Here is a 14,970-nt window from a genome sequence, read left to right as displayed (position 1 = left end):
GTTCGGTGAGCCTAACGCGCCGGCAGGCGATACACCCGCCGCGCGGTTTCGCCGAAGAACAGAGCCTGTTCCGCCGACGACAGGTCGTCGAGGGCTGCCTGCACGGTGGACACCATGGTGTCGCTGTCCCACAGCAGATGGTCGATCGGGTAATGGGAGGCGAACATGCATCGTCCGGCGCCGAAGATTCTGAGCGCCGTCCGCACCCAGCTCCCGATCGCGTCCAGCGAAGTTCCGAAGATGAGGGCGATTCCCTGAAACTTGAGGACGACGTTCGGAAACTGACTCACCGCACCGAGGCGTTCTTCCCACCGGGAGAAGCCGTCGGCAGTGAGGTCGACGGGCCAGCCGACCGCCTCCAACACGAAGGTGGTGTCGGGAAACGCAGCAATGAGTTCGTGCGTGTCGGGTAGCTGCTCGTCGTATACGAGCAGCTCCCACACCAGCCCCGCGTCGGCGACCTTCTCGAACCCGTGCAGCCAGGCCGGGTCCGACAGGTAGTCGCCCCGCGCACCCAGACGCTTGACGGGGTCTTCCGCCCAGTACAACGGCTGACGCACCGCCTGGACCACCGGCAGATCCCGGTATCGCGCGAGAACATCTGCCAGACCATCCGATTCGAGCTGCGCGGCCGCGATGAAGGCGTTCGGAACGCCGACACGATCGGCGCACTCCTGAATCCAGAGGGCCTCCGCGACACCGTCCGCTGCTCCGAACTCACACGCGACCGAGGCCGCGACGGGTATCCCGTCGACCTGTGCCCGGTAGTCGTGCGGCAGGTATCGGCGTGCCGCGTCATAGTAATTCGACAGCAGCGCGGTCAGCGCGGGTGGGCGATTGTCGATCCACGGGTACGCGAGGTCGGGCAGATTCAAGAAATGATGGTGCGCATCGACAATGTCCACCTCACACAGCATATTTCACTTCTGCACGACCGGCCGAGACTTGGTTGAGCTCAACTCGCGTTGAAACTATCCACGGCGGCGGTGACTGCGGCGGCGAATCCTTCTCCCCCGTGCCCGGCGTCGTCGAGCACGACCAACTGGCTGCCGGGCCAGGCCCGCGCGATCTCCCACGCGGTGTCCAACGGCCCGGACACGTCGTAACGTCCGTGCACCAGGATCGCCGGGATGCCGGCGAGGGCACCCATCCCGTCGAGGATCTCGTTCGGGGCGAGGAAGCAGTCGTGTGACCAGTAGTGCGTCACCAACCGCGCGAACACGCTCCGGAATGCGGGATCGTCGTAGCGCGGGTTCGGCTGCCACCCCGGCATCAGCGAAACATGCGTGTCCTCCCACGCACACCACCTCATTGCCGCCGTCCGGCGCACCTCCGGGTCCGGGTCGGCCAGCAGGCGGGCGTAGGCGGCCGGGAGGTTTCCCGCCCGTTCACTATCCGGCACCGCCGCGACGAACTGTTCCCACTGCTGCGGGAACACGCGCCCCATGGCGCGGGTGATCCAGTCGATCTCCCGCCGGGAACCCGTGGTGACCGCACCGAACACCGCCGCAATCACCTGCTCCGGGCACTTCTGTGCGTATGCCAATCCCAGGCTGACGCCCCACGAGACGCCGGTGACGATCCACCGCTCGATCCCGAGATGCTCACGCAGGCGCTCGATGTCGTCGACCAGGTGCGCGGTCGTGTTCGACCCCAGGTCGTAGTCGGGGCCGTCCGCCAACGGCGTGCTGCGACCGCACCCGCGCTGGTCGAACAGCACCGCCCGGAACGCGGTCGGGTCGAAATAGCGTCGCGCTCCCGCGGTACTCCCCGAGCCCGGTCCGCCGTGCAGGTACACGACGGGGGTCCCGGTCGGGGTCCCGACGGTCTCCCAGTACACGCGGTGACCGTCGGAGACGTCGAGGAGTCCGGACTCGTACGGCTCTACCGCCGGATACAGTGCGTCGCCCACCGCCTCACCCTGCCACGACGCCGGACGTCCGCGCGTCACGAGATGGATTGCGGGTCCTGTCCGTACTGTGATCTCGATGCACTTCGGACTGACTGATCTGATCGACCCGCGCCTGCTGCCTCTCGTCGACGCGTCGCGGGCGTTCTACGCGAAGCGCGTCGCCGGTCGGAGTCCGAGTAGCGGGGCGGAACTTCGATCGGTCCGAGCCGATGCCCCCGCCCCCGCCCCGTCGCAACCGCCGGCTGTCGAGGAGGTCGTCGTCAGCGGTGGTCTTCGAGTCCCGCTGCGGATTCACGCCCCCGTCGGCCGGGCCGCGACGGGTGTCTACCTGGAGATCCACGGCGGCGGCTTCTACATGGGGTCGGCTGCCGGCAGTGACGTCCGCAACCGCCGACTCGCGGACGCGCTCGGCGTCGCGGTCGTCAGCGTGGACTACCGGCTCGCTCCGGAACACCCGTGGCCGGCCGCACCCGACGATTGCGAAGCCGCCGCACTCTGGCTCGTCGAGCACGCCGCGGACCGCTTCGGGACGACGAAGCTCTCCATCGGCGGCTTCTCGGCCGGTGCAACGCTCGCAATGACCACGCTTCTACGGCTGCGCGATCGGGGGATATTCGCCATTGATTCCGCCGTGCTGCAGTTCGGAACGTACGACCTCAGCGCGCAGACACCCGCCGGACGCCTGATCGCCGACGAGTACTTCCTCGACGCCTACGCGGGCGCGGCGTCGGACCGCACTCATCCCGACCTCTCCCCGATCTACGCCGACCTCACCGATCTGCCTCCGATCCTGATGGTGGTCGGGGACGCCGACATCCTGCTTCAGGACAACCTGGCAATGGCCGCACGACTGTCCGCTTCGGGCGTCGACGTCGATCTCCGTATCTACCCGGACTCACCCCACGGATTCACCGGCCACCCGACCCCGATGGCTCGGGCGGCCCACGACGACATGCAGATGTGGCTGAACGGCCACCGACGCGAGACTGCAGGAGGTGGTCGGCATCAGTGAGCACCGTTCGAATCAGTTGTCCGATAGTTCCGTAGCACCGATCGCGGCGCTCTGGGATCGCGGCGAGGTGATCGGCGCAGCGGTGCTGGCGGTCGCGGGGATCGCTTGGTTCGGCTGGGCGCAGCAGGACCCGCCCGCACCGTGGGTCCCGTACGTGGTCGCCGGGTCGGTGATCTCGGCGCTACTCCTGGTCGCGCTGGTGGTGCTGCTGGTGCGCCGACTGACGACGACCGGCTCTCCGATGGCAGACCCACGAGTCCGCCGCCGCTACTGGCTCACCGTTGCGGTGGAGGTGGTTTTGATCGTGGTCGGAAACCTCCTCCTTGCCGCGGTCGGGCATCAGGCGTACGACGCGGCGTGGACGCTGTTCGTCGTCGGTGTCCACTTCATTCCGCTGGGCAGGGTCTTTCACGCCCGGGGCCTTGCTCTGACCGGTGTCGTCGCCCCGCCCGGACGGGTGACGCCCGGTAGCCGACGCGCTCAGCAGTCGAACACCGACCAGCAGATGTCGTTCCGCAACCGCTGGTCGTCGAGGACGAGTTCGCGAATCGCCTCGGGGAGTTGGTCACGCTGCCAACGGCACTCACGTCGTCCCGCTGCGTCGCCCTCACCCGCGGGCGCGGCAGCACGTGCGGCTTTGATCGCATAGGCGGCGGCACCGAGTTCGTGCGCCGCGACGTGCGCGACCGCCCCGGCCTGCCCCGCAGCGTAGGCGGCGTGCCGAGCGGCTCCACGCAGGTCTCTGGCCGCGCCCATGGCATGGCCGCCGGCGGCGCGGGCCTCCATCATCTTGACCTCCCCACGTACCCAGGCGCGGGCGTTCTCGATCGCGTCACGCGGTCGTGGGTCGTCGGGCCGAACCGACTCGAACAGGTTCAGCACGTGCTCCGCGCACGATGCCGCCCACAGGGCCAGAAGCTGGTGATCAGCGTCGGTGAGGGTGCCACCGCGGCGGATCGTCACGAAGCGCGGGTCTCGGACCTTCGGGAGGATCATGGCTAGATCTTCCAACACGTGCACCCACCCAACCGACGTTCCCGGGCACCGGCGCTTGACCCTGACACAGTGACAAGGACTCGAATGGTCGGCGAAGGAGGTGGTTGTCGTGAACACAACCAACCAGGGTGGGCCGAATGCTCACCTCGTCGACGCTCTGGCCGCGACCGACGCGTCCGCCCGGCTGCGGGCGGCGCTCGCTGCGGGCACGCACCCCGATCCCCGATTCGCGGACGCTCTCGTCGATCGGTGTGCCGTCGAACCGGACTTCTACGTCCGCGACATGCTGACCTGGGCATTGTGCCGCCTGCCGGCCGAGGTCACGGTGCCGAGACTGGTCCACGAGCTCGGGTCCGGCTCCGCGCAGGCCCGCAGTCAGTCGCTGCACACCCTGTCCAAGATCGGGGATCGGCTCGCCTGGCCCGCGGTGTCCGCACTGCTGCACGACGAGCACGACGAGGTCGCGCGCAGCGCGTGGCGGGCGGCCGTGGTCCTCGTCCCACCCGGCGGCGAGGCTGCGCTCGCGGCCGAACTGATGATCGAACTCGGACGCGGCGACCATCAGATGCACCTCAGTCTGAGCCGTGCCTTCGTGGGACTCGGGGACGCTGCCCTACCGGTCCTCGACGCAGCCGGGGCCAGTCCCGATCCGCACGTTCGCGCGCATGCCGATGCGACGAGGCAGCTCTGCCACGACCCCGACAGCGGATTCGCCCTCTCACTCGAGATGGCGACGCGCGTCGCGGTCGCCGGTCCGGACACGTAAGGGAGGAGATGGGGATGTTGATCGGCGAGGTCTCGCGGCGGTGTGGTGTCAGCACGCGGATGTTGCGCCACTACGACAGGTTGGGACTGGTCGAGCCCACCGGCCGCACGTCGGGTGGCTACCGCGAGTACTCCGCCGATGACATCCGACGACTCTTCCACGTCGAGAGCCTGAGGACGTTGGGGCTGTCGTTGAACGAGGCCAAGCGCGCACTGGACGAGCCCGATTTCGCACCGGCCGATCTGGTGGGAGACCTCATTCGGCACACCCGCCGGCGGATCGCCGCCGAGGAGGAACTGCTCGGCAGGCTCGAAAGCGTCGACGCTGCCTCCCCCGCGGAGTGGGACGACGTCCTGAACCTCGTGACCCTGTTGCGGGCGCTCGAATCGGAGTCCGCCGCCCGGCGTCAACAGGCGATCTTGTCTGCCAGCGGGAAGGCGTCGCTGCCCGTCGAGGCGTTGGTCGAGGCCGCCCTCTCGGAGGACGACCTCAATGTGGCCGGCGCGCTGCAGTGGTCGTTGGCGAGGATCGCCGGTCGAGGACTCGCGGATCTCGCCAACGGCCTGGACGCGGCGGAGGTCGACGTCCGGCGTCGCGCCACCACCGCGATAGCGGCAATCCACACCGAGGAAGCCGTCGTACATCTGAGACGTGCCCTCGACGACTCGGACGCCACGGTCCGCGGGTACGCAGCCCTGGCGCTCGGCTCTCGCGGGAACAGCGAGTCGATACCCGTCCTCCTCCAGATGGTCGTCACGGGCCGGCTCGACGTCGAGGCCGCCGAGGTGCTGGGTCTGCTGACGACCCTCTCTCCGACGGCCGACGACATCGTCGGGGCCATGCAGGACACGCTCGACACTGTCGACGACGCGCCCACCCGGTTGCGGATCACGCAGGCCCTCGCCGAGATTCCCGGCACCGCGGCACGGACGGCACTCACCCGGCTGACCCACGACGGCGACCGGACGATCGCGTCCACCGCGGCAGCGATCATGCAGGCGCAGGATCGCGGATAATTCCTGACACAGGATGTCAGGGTCTGGGTGCGAGCATGGTTTCACCACCGACAGACAAGGACCTCCATGCGCGAAACACCCGAAGAGCTCGGTGAACTCCAGCGACTTCTCGACGCCTCGCTGTCCCGCTCGACCGCACATCTACGTTCGATCATCGACACCGAGAGAACACTGACCGCGGAGCAGCTCACCCAGGTCGTCACCGGCATGTGCACGCTTGCGCTGTCGACCGTCACAGCCACGGGCGAACCGCGGATCAGCGGAGTGGACGGGCACTTCCTGCACGGGAAGTGGCACTTCGGCACGGCGCGCGGCGCGGCCAAGGCCCGCCACCTCGCCGCCCGGCCCGCCGCCAGTGCCGCGCACATGCGCGGTGAGGACCTGGGCGTGTTCACGCACGGCACGGTGGAGATCCTCAACCCGCAGGACGGCGAGCCGGCCGCGGACTGGCCCGACCTGCTCGCCTACTTCAAAGACTTCTACGGCGAAGACTTCTTCGACTGGGACAACGACGTGGTCTACTACCGGCTGCATCCGCACTGGATGACCGTCTACGCCGCGGATTTCGCGAAGCTTGTCGCGCAGTCGGATTCACGACACTCGATCGATCCGACCGACCGCTCAGTGTGATGACGATGCCTGCATGGGATCGCCGGAACCACAGCGCGACGGGACGATGTTCCGTCGGGCGCTCGACGACAGAGTGTTGCACTGGATCGAGGGCACGGTGAAGACGCCGTACTGGGACATTGCGGCGGCCCTCTACTTCCCGCCCGGATGCGACGAGTGTGCTTCTGTGTGGCTGGCCAATTCGATCAACGCGGACCGGTAGATGTCTGTGATCGCCGCTGCGAGTTCGGGTTCACTCTCGGGGGAGGGGGATGCGAAATCGGCACTCCACACGACTTCGGCGCCCTCGGGATGGGGGTTGACGGTGAAGTTCGAGGAATAGAACGACAGGGGCAGGGGCCCGGAGACGTACTCATAGGTGTAGCTTCGCTGTGGATCGTCGTGGTGGACGATCCGCTCCGTCGCTTCGCCACCGTCGTCGGCGAAGGTCGCGTACCGCAGGTCACCGTGTTGGTGGGACTTTTCCAGCGCGGGGATCCAGTCCGCGACGTTCGCGGTGTCTCCGCCGATTTTCCACACGGCATCGGGTGTTGCCCGGATGACGTAGGTTTCAGTTACTCGCATGCGGCGCTCACTTTCTTCGTTGCGTCGTCGTGGGTGAGGAGCAGTTCGGTCAGTCGGCGGATCTCCTCCGGCCCTATACCGTTGTCCTGGAGCAGGTTGCGGGTCCCGCCGTACCGACGGTCGACGTTGCCGAGGAACCGTTCCATCGCATCCGCGGGCGCCGTCCATGCCTCCGGTGGGTAGAGGTCGGCGGCGGGGCCGTACGACGTCATCTGCCGCAGACGCCGCATGGATACGGCGACGTCGTCGGGGGCGGCCGCGTAGTCGGCGGCGATGTCCTCGCGGAGCACCCCGATGGCGTCGAGGAGCAGTGCCACCGCCACCCCGGTCCGGTCCTTGCCGACGGTGCAGTGCACCAAGACCGGGAGAACGGCGGGTTCGAGAAGCCGTGTGGTCAGGGAGACGACCCCGGCGGCATCCTCGGCCAGGTATTTGAGATAGCGGGTGACCAGCGGATCGTCGCCGTCCATCGGGGCAACCGCCGAGTCCTCGGCCACGCGGTCGCCGATGCTGAACGGGTGACGGAAGTGGCGAACCCTCAACTCGTCGAGAGGTCCTCGCCCTTCCACCGCGACCTCGTGGGGCAGCCGCAGATCGATGGTCGCCCGGATCCCGGTGTCTGCGATCAGTGCCCGCGCCGACTGCTCGTCCAGGAATTGCGGTGTCCCGCTGCGGAAGAGCACTCCGGACCGTACGTGCCCGCCGTCCCGGGTTCGCAGTCCGCCGACGTCGCGGAACCCGAGAAGCCCTGCGTAGGTCGCGGTCATGACTGTGTGGACAGGATGGTGACCACGCAGGCGTTGCCGTCCATTCCGGCCGCTCCCCCACCCATCGTCTCGACGAGCCCGACCCGGTGCCGGGCGACCTGCCGCGGTCCGGCCTGTCCGCGCAGTTGCCATGCGATTTCGGCGAGCTGCGCCATTCCGGTTGCGCCGAGGGGGTGCCCGCGCGAGAGCAGCCCTCCGCTCGGGTTGACCGGTTGCGCACCGTCGCGGGTGGTGTGGCCGGAGGGGGCGAGTTCGGCACCCTTGCCGCGGGGTGCGATGCCGAGCGCCTCGAGGGTGATGATCTCACCGATGGTGAAGGCGTCGTGCACCTCGAGCACGTCGATCTCCTGCGGGGTGCGATCGGCCTGCGCGAATGCCTTCTCGGCGGCGCGGGCGACGCTGGCAAATCCCCAGACGTCCTCGCTGCGCTGGTCCCACAGGGCACCGGAGACCATCGCGGAGGCCTCGATCCGCAGGTCGGTGCGGTTGCCGCGGTCGCCGCCGACGATGGCGGCGCCGGCCCCGTCGCTGGTGGGGCAGCACTGCAGGAACGTCAGCGGTTCGGCGATCATGCGGGAGTCGAGCACCTCCCGAATCGTGGGCACCGTGTCCCGCAGCTGGGCGCGGGGGTTGTCCATCCCGTTGGTCTTGTTCTTGACCGCGATGGCCGCGAGTTGTTCTGGGGTGACACCGAATTCGCCGACGTACCGCTGCGCCTGCAGGGCGTAGAGCCCCGGCAACGGCAGCGACGCAGCGCCTTCCGGGTCCGTCGCCTCCGGCACGATGGCACCGGAGAACAGGGTCGACATCTGGTCGACCCCGAGAACCAGCACGCACGTGAATCGACCGTGCCGCACGGCCTCGACCGCTTCGTGATAGGCGGCGGTGCCACTGGCGCAGGCGTTCTCGACGGTCCACATGGGCACGGAGGGAATGCCGAGTCCGCGTTGGATGCGGGTGGCCACCCCGGGCGGGCCGAACACGGATCCGACGATGATGGCGTCGATCGCGTCGGGCCGGATGCCGGCGTCCCGGACCGCTTCGGCGACTGCGGTCCAGGCGAGTGACTCGACTCGCTGGTCGGGGAATCGGCCGTAGAACGAGGTTCCGACGCCCCACAACATGGCCTGGTTCATCGCTGCACCTCCGAAGTGGCGACGAGGTCGCCGTCGTCTGCTCCGGTGATCTCGAGCCGTGTACCGATCTCGAGTACCGCGGGTTCGCCGAGGTGAACGAGTACCCGAGGGCCGTCGTCGAGGTCGACGTACGCCAGCCCGAACGGTGGCCGGCGGGTGCCCACGGGGATCGCGACCACGGTGGATGACCAGGTCCTGCCTGTGCGGGCGAAGCGGGCCGGTTCGGTGGAGGCGTAGCACACCGGGCACCACGGCAGATGCTGTTGCGCGGTCGGGTACCGGCACACCGTGCACCGGGAGCCGAGCACGGCATCGCCGTCGAGGACCGGCCGCGAGTCGGCGACGGGCAGTCCCCCGACGGCGGAGCCGGCACGGCGCTTGGTCGGCCGCCCCACACCCAGCTCGCTCATCGGTGATCGCCTTCCAGGGTCAGCGAGAAGTCTTCGGCCTCGATGTGCAGGTAGGCACCCACGGACGTCTCGACGAGTTCACGGATGTACTTCATCTGCTTGCTGGTCGGGGCGAAGTCGCGGTTGCGTTGCGGGGTCGCGCGCATGACGTCGATGTCGTTCTCCGGGACGAGCAGTCGCAGGAGCAATTCGTCGTCGCTGATCGATTCGCCGAACTTCTTCCGCAGGTCGCCCAGGCTCGGCTGCGGAGGCTCCCAGTTCTCGTAGCTCTTCGCCTTGGGCGAACTCATGATGGTGTCGTACACGTTCGGATCCATCGGGGCGACGGGTTTGCCGTAGAAGCCTTGCGAATAGATCATCACCTCGTCCGGAACCACGGAATACCGGGATCCCGTCACCACGTTCAGCACCGCCTGCGTACCGACCAGCTGCGAGAACGGGGTGGCCATGACGGGGTAGCCGAGTTCTTCCCGCACCCGGGACATCTCGTCGAGGACCTCCTCGAAACGATCTTCCATGCCGCGGTCACGCAGCTGCGCTTTGAAGGTGCCCGCCATTCCGCCGGGAAGCTGGTGCCGGTACTGGAACAGGGAGTACTCGGCCGGCTGGCCGACCGGCAGGTCCTCGTACTCCGCGACGCGCAGGAGGTGCTGTTCGACTGCGGCGAAGCGGGATTCGTCGAGGTCGACGTCGAAGCCGGCGTAGCGCAGGTTCGCCACCGTGTTCTCCGTCGAGGGCAGCGACACTCCCGCCGCGAGCGGGCGGCTTGCCGTGTGCACACGATCAGCGCCGGCTAGGACGGCTTCCAGGTAGTTCAGCGGCGCGAGCGCGTTGTTGCTGTGAAAATGGACCTCCACCGGCAGGTTTCCGGCCGCACCTTTGATGGCCGCGATGAGCGAGCGGGTGCGCTCGGGGGTCAGCAGGCCGGCGGCATCCTCGAGTTCGATACCGTCCGCACCGGTCGCGACCAGCTCCCGTGTGCGGGCGGCGTAGTACTCGTCGGTGTGGTACGGCGTGTCGGCGTAGAGGATGCACGGCAGCGCCTGACCACCCTCGGCCTGCACGGTCTTGACGAGGCGGCCGATCTTGTCGATGTTGAACAGCCCGTCGTAGATCCAGAAGCTGCCGACGCCGTGAGCGCTGAGCCGCTGCACCCACAGGTCCATCACGCTGTCGGCAGTGAGGCCGAATGTGACGATCCCGTTGCTGCGGGTTCCTGCTCGGACCGTCGTCTCGGGCATCGACTTCGACAGCGAGATCAACTGCTCCCACGGATCTTCCTTGCAGTGCCGCACGAGCACCTCGAAGATCGAACTGCCGGCGAGATCGATGGTGTGAAAGCCGGTGCGGTCCAGCTCGGACGCCATGGGCAGGCCCATGTCCTTGCGCAGCCGCATGCCCCACCAGCTCTGGGGGCCGTCGCGCAGGGTCTGGTCGACGATGTCGATCTTGCGCTTGCTGCCGTCGGCGTTGCGCGGGGCACTGTCGAGGAAACTCATGAGATCTTCTCCAAGTAGTCGGGGAGGCCCCGAGAGGCAATCCAGTCGGTGGTGACGGTGCCGGCGCGAAAGTCCGCATGGTCCAGAGCCACCCGCGCGAAATCCGCGGTGGTGGGAACTCCGGTCACCCCCAGTCGGCCCAGGGCGGCGACCATCCGGTCCGCGGCGACGTCCCGGTCGGGGCCGTGTGCCACGATCTTGGCGAGCAGGGAGTCGTAGTAGGGGGTGACGACGTAACCAGGTTCGCAGTGGCTGTCGACGCGGATGCCCTCGCCCTCCGGCGGTTCCCAGGTGTGCACCGTCCCGGGGTTGGGGATGAAGCCGCGGGCCGGGTCTTCGGTAGTGATGCGGACTTCGATGGCGTGTCCGGTCAGGTCGATGTCGTCCTGGGTGAACCGGAGCGGTTCGCCGGCCGCCGAGCGCAGCTGCTCGGCGACGAGGTCCACGCCGGTGACCATCTCGGTCACCGGGTGTTCGACCTGGATTCGGGCGTTGAACTCGAGGAACGCGAACTCGTGGGAGTCTGCGTCGTAGATGAATTCGACGGTTCCGGCGCTGTCGAGCCCGAGCGCCTCGGCGAACAGAACCCCGCTGCGTCGGATGTCCTGACGAATCTTCTCGGGCAGATTGGGAGCAGGCGATTCCTCGACGACCTTCTGGTGACGCCGTTGCAGGGTGCAGTCGCGTTCGCCGAGGTGGATGACGTTGCCGTGTTTGTCCCCGAGCACCTGGACCTCGATGTGGCGGGCGTTGCGGATGAATCGCTCGACGTACAGTCGTCCGTCGCCGAACGCCGATTGGGCCTCGGCCGCAGCCGACGACCAGCGGGCCCTCAGCTCGGATTCGTTCTCGACCACTGACATTCCCCGGCCGCCGCCGCCGGCGGCGGCCTTGACCAGGACGGGATAGCCGAGCTCGGTGGCCGCGGCGACCGCGGCCTCGGTGGAGTCGACCACCGGCGATCCCGACAGCACCGGGATGCCGGCCGAGCGGGCGAGTTCACGGGCGCGGGCCTTGTCGCCGGCCTGCGCGACCGCTTCCGGCCGCGGTCCGACGAAAGTGAGTCCCTGGGCGACGCAGGCGGCGGCGAATTCCGGGTTTTCCGACAGGAACCCGTAGCCGGGATGGACGGCGTCGCACCCGGCGCCGAGGGCGGCGCTGAGCACCGCGGGGATCGCCAGGTAGCTCTGCGATGCCGGGGCGGGGCCGATGCACACGGCGCGGTCGGCCATCCGGGCGGCGAGCCCGTCGCGATCCACGGTCGAGGTCACGGTTACCGTTTCGATGCCGAGGGCCCGGCAGGCCTTGATCACGCGGACCGCGATCTCCCCGCGGTTGGCGACCAGGACCCGCCGGAGTGGCGTGCGGTGCGGTGATTCGGTGGACAGGGTCGACGGGCTAGCCATCGGTCGGCCTGATCAGGAACAGCGGCTGGTCGAATTCGACCAGGTCCGCGTTGGTGGCGCAGATCTGCACGATCTCTCCGCCTTGTGGAGTGACCACCGGGTTCATCAACTTCATGACCTCGACGATGGCGATCTGCTGCCCTGCCTCGACGGTCTGCCCGACCTGGACGAACGGCGGCTCGCCGGGGCCGGGGGCCACCCAGAAGGCGCCGACGGTCTGGGCTCGCACTTCGATGCAGCCGGTGGTGTCGACGGCCGGCGGCGCCGCCGGGGCGGGCGCGGGCGCAGACGACGCTGCCACAGGGGCAGGGGCAGGGGCAGGAGCCGGCGCGGATGGAGCCACAGCGGTCGAAGCCGGTGCCGGCGGGCCGTCCTTGCCGACGGTGACGCGAATACCGTCGAGTTCGAGGGTCATCGAAGCCCATCCCGACTCTTGGAAGGTACGGAGAATCTCCTGCACCTCGCGATGGGTCACACGATCCGCCGTGGTCATGACGTGCTCCTCTGGTGTGCGATGGCTGCAAGAAGCACCGGCAGCCGATGGGTGGTGACAACCGCTTCGACCCCGGCGTCGAGGGCTGCCCGGACTCCGTCCGGAGCGCAGAACACCGCTCCACAAACGGTTTTGGTTCCGGGTGGGATGTCGGGTATGTGCTCACCGATCTCTTCGGCTGCAAGGGAGTCGGCATCGAACACCGGCTCCGCCGCCACGTCGGGACCCACTCGCAAAGAGGTGGCACTGCTCGCCCACTCGGTGAGGCGGCGCAGATCCTCGTCCTCGCTCTCGTCGACCGCCGAGGTCGGCAGTTCGCCGGCGTAGACCCGGCCGGTGGTCGCGTCCACCGTGACGGTGCGGCCGACCAGGCTTGCCACGGTGTCGGTGCCGCAGCCGACGACACAGGGGGTGTCGAGGGCGCGGCTGACGACGGCGGCGTGTGAGGTTGCGCCGCCCTGCTCGGTGACCACCGCGGCGGCCGCGATCATGCCGTGAACGTCGTCGGGGCTGGTCGATTTGCGGACCAGGATGCTTCCCGGGTTCGCCTGTGCCGCTTCGGGAGTGTCCACGACGACACCTGTGGCGACACCCGGGCTGGCGGCCACCCCGGTCACCAGTACCTCTGCGGTGTCGGCGGCACCAGGTGCGATCTCCGGGCGCAGCAGCGTGCGGATCTGCTCTGCGGTGACCCGGGACAGGGCCTCGCCCGGTTCGAGAACACCCTCGTCGACGAGTTCGACGGCGATCCGCACGGCGGCGCGGGCGGTGCGCTTCGCCGGCCGGGACTGCAGCAGGAACAGCTCGCCACTCTGCACGGTGAACTCGACGTCCTGCGCGTCGCGTCCCTCCCGGTCGAGTTGCTCGGCGGCGTCGAGCAATTCGGCGTGCACGGCCGGCCAGCGCTCCTCCAGGTCGGTCAGGGGTTTCGGGGTGACCCGGCCGGACACGACGTCCTCGCCCTGCCCGCGCTGCAGATATTCGCCGTACGGTTCGCGGGAGCCGTCCACCGGGTTACGGGTGAACAGCACCCCGGTGCCGGAGTCGTCGTCGAGGTTGCCGAACACCATCGCCTGCACGGTGACCGCGGTGCCGAGATCGTCCGGGATGCCGTAGTGCTTGCGGTAGGCGAGGGCACGCCGAGATCGACTCGATGCGAACACCGCGGCCACCGCGGCGCGTAGCTGCTCCCACGGGTCGGCCGGCACGGTGTCACCGATATCGGAGGAGATCGCCGCCCGGACCGACGCGGTATCGGGCAGATCTTCGAGTTCCTCGGTGCAGCCGAGGACGAGACGGCCGTAGAAGCCGGTGAAGCGGCGATGCACCTCGGCGGCGAAGTCGCGGTCGCCGCTTTCGGCGGCCAGGGCTGCCTCGACCTCGTCGTTGCAGCCGAGGTCGAGGATGGTGTCCATCATGCCGGGCATGCTGATCGCGGCGCCGGAGCGCACCGACACCAGCAGCGGGCGTTCGGTGCCGCCGAACGTGCGGCCGAGTTGCTTCTCCAGCAACCGGATTCCGGTGATCAGTTCGTCGGCCAGGCCCTCGGGCAGGCCGCCGTCGGCGAAGTAAGCCTCGCAGGCCGCGGTGGTGACAACGAACGCCGGTGGCACCCGCAGGCCCAGTGACCGCATCCGCCACAGGCTCCATGCCTTCCCGCCGACCAGATCGCGGCTCGGCTCGGCGGCGTTCTCGTCGGGGACGACGAGCCAGCGAAGTCCCGTTGCGGTGCTCATTCGGGGCGCTCCCGTCCGGTGAGGCGGAGGATGTGTTCGTGCATCTGGAACCACACGGTGTGGACGGAGTCGACGCGGACGCCGCTGACGTAGTCGGTCTCGCCGCCCTCTGCGCGGATCAGCGCCGCGCCGATCCGGTCGAGGAATCGATCGACCAGCGGGTTCTGCTGGGCCAGGGGCTGCAGGACCTTCTGGGTCTTCTCGTGCACGCGGCCGAGCTTCTCGACGATCTTGGCGTCGTAGTCGGCGTCGGCGTGATCGTTGCTGACGCGGGCGCCGTCGACCTCGATGGTCTGCCAATCGGTGGTCAGGGTGAGGACCTGCTTGTTGACGCCGGTCTCGAAGGAGTCCATCGCGTCGGTGACGGCCGGGTCCGCGCGCAGACCGGCGAAGGCGCGGGCGTACACGTCGTCGAGGAATTCGCGGCCGGCCGGGGTGATCATGAAGTTGCCGCGTGCGGCCATCACCGCGCCATCCGCGACGGCCTTCTCCAGCGCCGCCTCGACGTCGGCGATCGGGAGGGCGTTGATCTCGGCGAGTTGCTCGGCGGATCCGAGCTGACGCAGGGTCAGGGTGTGAACGGTGAGTTCGTTGGGGTCGAGCATGATGGGTCCTTTCGGTGTCGGG

16 protein-coding genes are annotated in these 14,970 nt (G+C 68.4%); 4 read left to right on the top strand and 12 right to left on the bottom strand.

The genetic code is table 11. The annotated features are described in order from the left end of the window. Positions 1 to 11: 11 nt before the first annotated feature. Both BLV94_RS30105 and pip read right to left on the bottom strand, forming a co-directional pair. Positions 12 to 917 carry an amidohydrolase family protein gene (locus tag BLV94_RS30105; protein WP_072946730.1) on the bottom strand — a complete coding sequence of 302 codons (906 nt, stop codon included), beginning with the start codon at positions 915 to 917 and terminating at the stop codon, positions 12 to 14. Positions 918 to 955: 38 nt separating this feature from the next. Then, the gene (pip, locus tag BLV94_RS30100) at positions 956 to 1,912 is read right to left on the bottom strand and encodes a prolyl aminopeptidase (protein ID WP_072946783.1); all 957 of its coding nucleotides are present in this window, start codon (positions 1,910 to 1,912) and stop codon (positions 956 to 958) included. 76 nt (positions 1,913 to 1,988) lie between these two features. Here pip and BLV94_RS30095 point away from each other — a divergent pair, with 76 nt between their 5' ends. Beyond that, positions 1,989 to 2,924 carry an alpha/beta hydrolase gene (locus BLV94_RS30095; RefSeq protein ID WP_072946784.1) on the top strand — a complete coding sequence of 312 codons (936 nt, stop codon included), beginning with the start codon at positions 1,989 to 1,991 and terminating at the stop codon, positions 2,922 to 2,924. A gap of 480 nt (positions 2,925 to 3,404) precedes the next feature. Here the strand turns inward: BLV94_RS30095 and BLV94_RS30085 are convergent, their stop codons facing one another. After that, a complete protein-coding gene (locus tag BLV94_RS30085; protein ID WP_072946729.1) occupies positions 3,405 to 3,920 on the bottom strand; it encodes a putative immunity protein in 516 nt (171 codons plus the stop codon). 100 nt (positions 3,921 to 4,020) lie between these two features. On the opposite strand from BLV94_RS30085, the gene BLV94_RS30080 reads away from it, so the two are divergent. The 3 genes from BLV94_RS30080 (at position 4,021) to BLV94_RS30070 (ending at position 6,332) form a co-directional block, all read left to right on the top strand. Next, positions 4,021 to 4,686, top strand: coding sequence for a HEAT repeat domain-containing protein (locus tag BLV94_RS30080; RefSeq protein WP_083395716.1), 666 nt, complete (start codon positions 4,021 to 4,023; stop codon positions 4,684 to 4,686). 14 nt (positions 4,687 to 4,700) lie between these two features. Continuing rightward, a complete protein-coding gene (locus tag BLV94_RS30075; RefSeq protein ID WP_072946728.1) occupies positions 4,701 to 5,702 on the top strand; it encodes a MerR family transcriptional regulator in 1,002 nt (333 codons plus the stop codon). A 66-nt stretch (positions 5,703 to 5,768) separates the two neighbouring features. Beyond that, the gene (locus BLV94_RS30070; RefSeq protein WP_072946727.1) at positions 5,769 to 6,332 is read left to right on the top strand and encodes a pyridoxamine 5'-phosphate oxidase family protein; all 564 of its coding nucleotides are present in this window, start codon (positions 5,769 to 5,771) and stop codon (positions 6,330 to 6,332) included. A gap of 132 nt (positions 6,333 to 6,464) precedes the next feature. On the opposite strand, the gene BLV94_RS30065 is transcribed toward BLV94_RS30070, so the two are convergent. Genes BLV94_RS30065 through BLV94_RS30025 form a run of 9 tightly spaced genes read right to left on the bottom strand, consistent with a single transcriptional unit; the run spans position 6,465 to position 14,948 of the window. Beyond that, positions 6,465 to 6,896, bottom strand: a complete 432-nt coding sequence (locus tag BLV94_RS30065) for an SRPBCC family protein (RefSeq protein WP_072946726.1) — start codon at positions 6,894 to 6,896, stop codon at positions 6,465 to 6,467. Next, a complete protein-coding gene (locus tag BLV94_RS30060; protein WP_072946725.1) occupies positions 6,887 to 7,663 on the bottom strand; it encodes a tyrosine-protein phosphatase in 777 nt (258 codons plus the stop codon). The genes BLV94_RS30065 and BLV94_RS30060 overlap by 10 nt, the downstream gene beginning before the upstream one ends. Continuing rightward, a complete protein-coding gene (locus BLV94_RS30055) occupies positions 7,660 to 8,799 on the bottom strand; it encodes a thiolase family protein (protein ID WP_072946724.1) in 1,140 nt (379 codons plus the stop codon). Before BLV94_RS30055 ends, BLV94_RS30060 begins: the two co-directional genes overlap by 4 nt. Beyond that, a complete protein-coding gene (locus BLV94_RS30050) occupies positions 8,796 to 9,209 on the bottom strand; it encodes a Zn-ribbon domain-containing OB-fold protein (protein WP_072946723.1) in 414 nt (137 codons plus the stop codon). The genes BLV94_RS30055 and BLV94_RS30050 overlap by 4 nt, the downstream gene beginning before the upstream one ends. Then, positions 9,206 to 10,708 (bottom strand): carboxyltransferase, encoded by a 1,503-nt coding sequence (locus tag BLV94_RS30045; protein ID WP_072946722.1) that lies wholly within the window; start codon positions 10,706 to 10,708, stop codon positions 9,206 to 9,208. Before BLV94_RS30045 ends, BLV94_RS30050 begins: the two co-directional genes overlap by 4 nt. Beyond that, positions 10,705 to 12,114, bottom strand: a complete 1,410-nt coding sequence (locus tag BLV94_RS30040) for an acetyl-CoA carboxylase biotin carboxylase subunit (protein WP_072946721.1) — start codon at positions 12,112 to 12,114, stop codon at positions 10,705 to 10,707. Before BLV94_RS30040 ends, BLV94_RS30045 begins: the two co-directional genes overlap by 4 nt. Next, positions 12,107 to 12,607: an acetyl-CoA carboxylase biotin carboxyl carrier protein gene (gene accB / locus BLV94_RS30035; protein WP_072946720.1), complete on the bottom strand. Its 501-nt coding sequence runs from the start codon at positions 12,605 to 12,607 to the stop codon at positions 12,107 to 12,109. Before accB ends, BLV94_RS30040 begins: the two co-directional genes overlap by 8 nt. After that, positions 12,604 to 14,343: a pyruvate, phosphate dikinase gene (locus BLV94_RS30030; RefSeq protein ID WP_072946719.1), complete on the bottom strand. Its 1,740-nt coding sequence runs from the start codon at positions 14,341 to 14,343 to the stop codon at positions 12,604 to 12,606. Before BLV94_RS30030 ends, accB begins: the two co-directional genes overlap by 4 nt. Then, entirely contained in the window at positions 14,340 to 14,948 is a 609-nt protein-coding gene (locus BLV94_RS30025) for a hypothetical protein (RefSeq protein WP_072946718.1), read from the bottom strand. Before BLV94_RS30025 ends, BLV94_RS30030 begins: the two co-directional genes overlap by 4 nt. Positions 14,949 to 14,970 lie beyond the last annotated feature (22 nt).

This window comes from Rhodococcus koreensis, assembly GCF_900105905.1.
GTDB classification, from domain to species: domain Bacteria; phylum Actinomycetota; class Actinomycetes; order Mycobacteriales; family Mycobacteriaceae; genus Rhodococcus_F; species Rhodococcus_F koreensis.
This window is presented reverse-complemented; position numbering and strand designations above follow the sequence as displayed.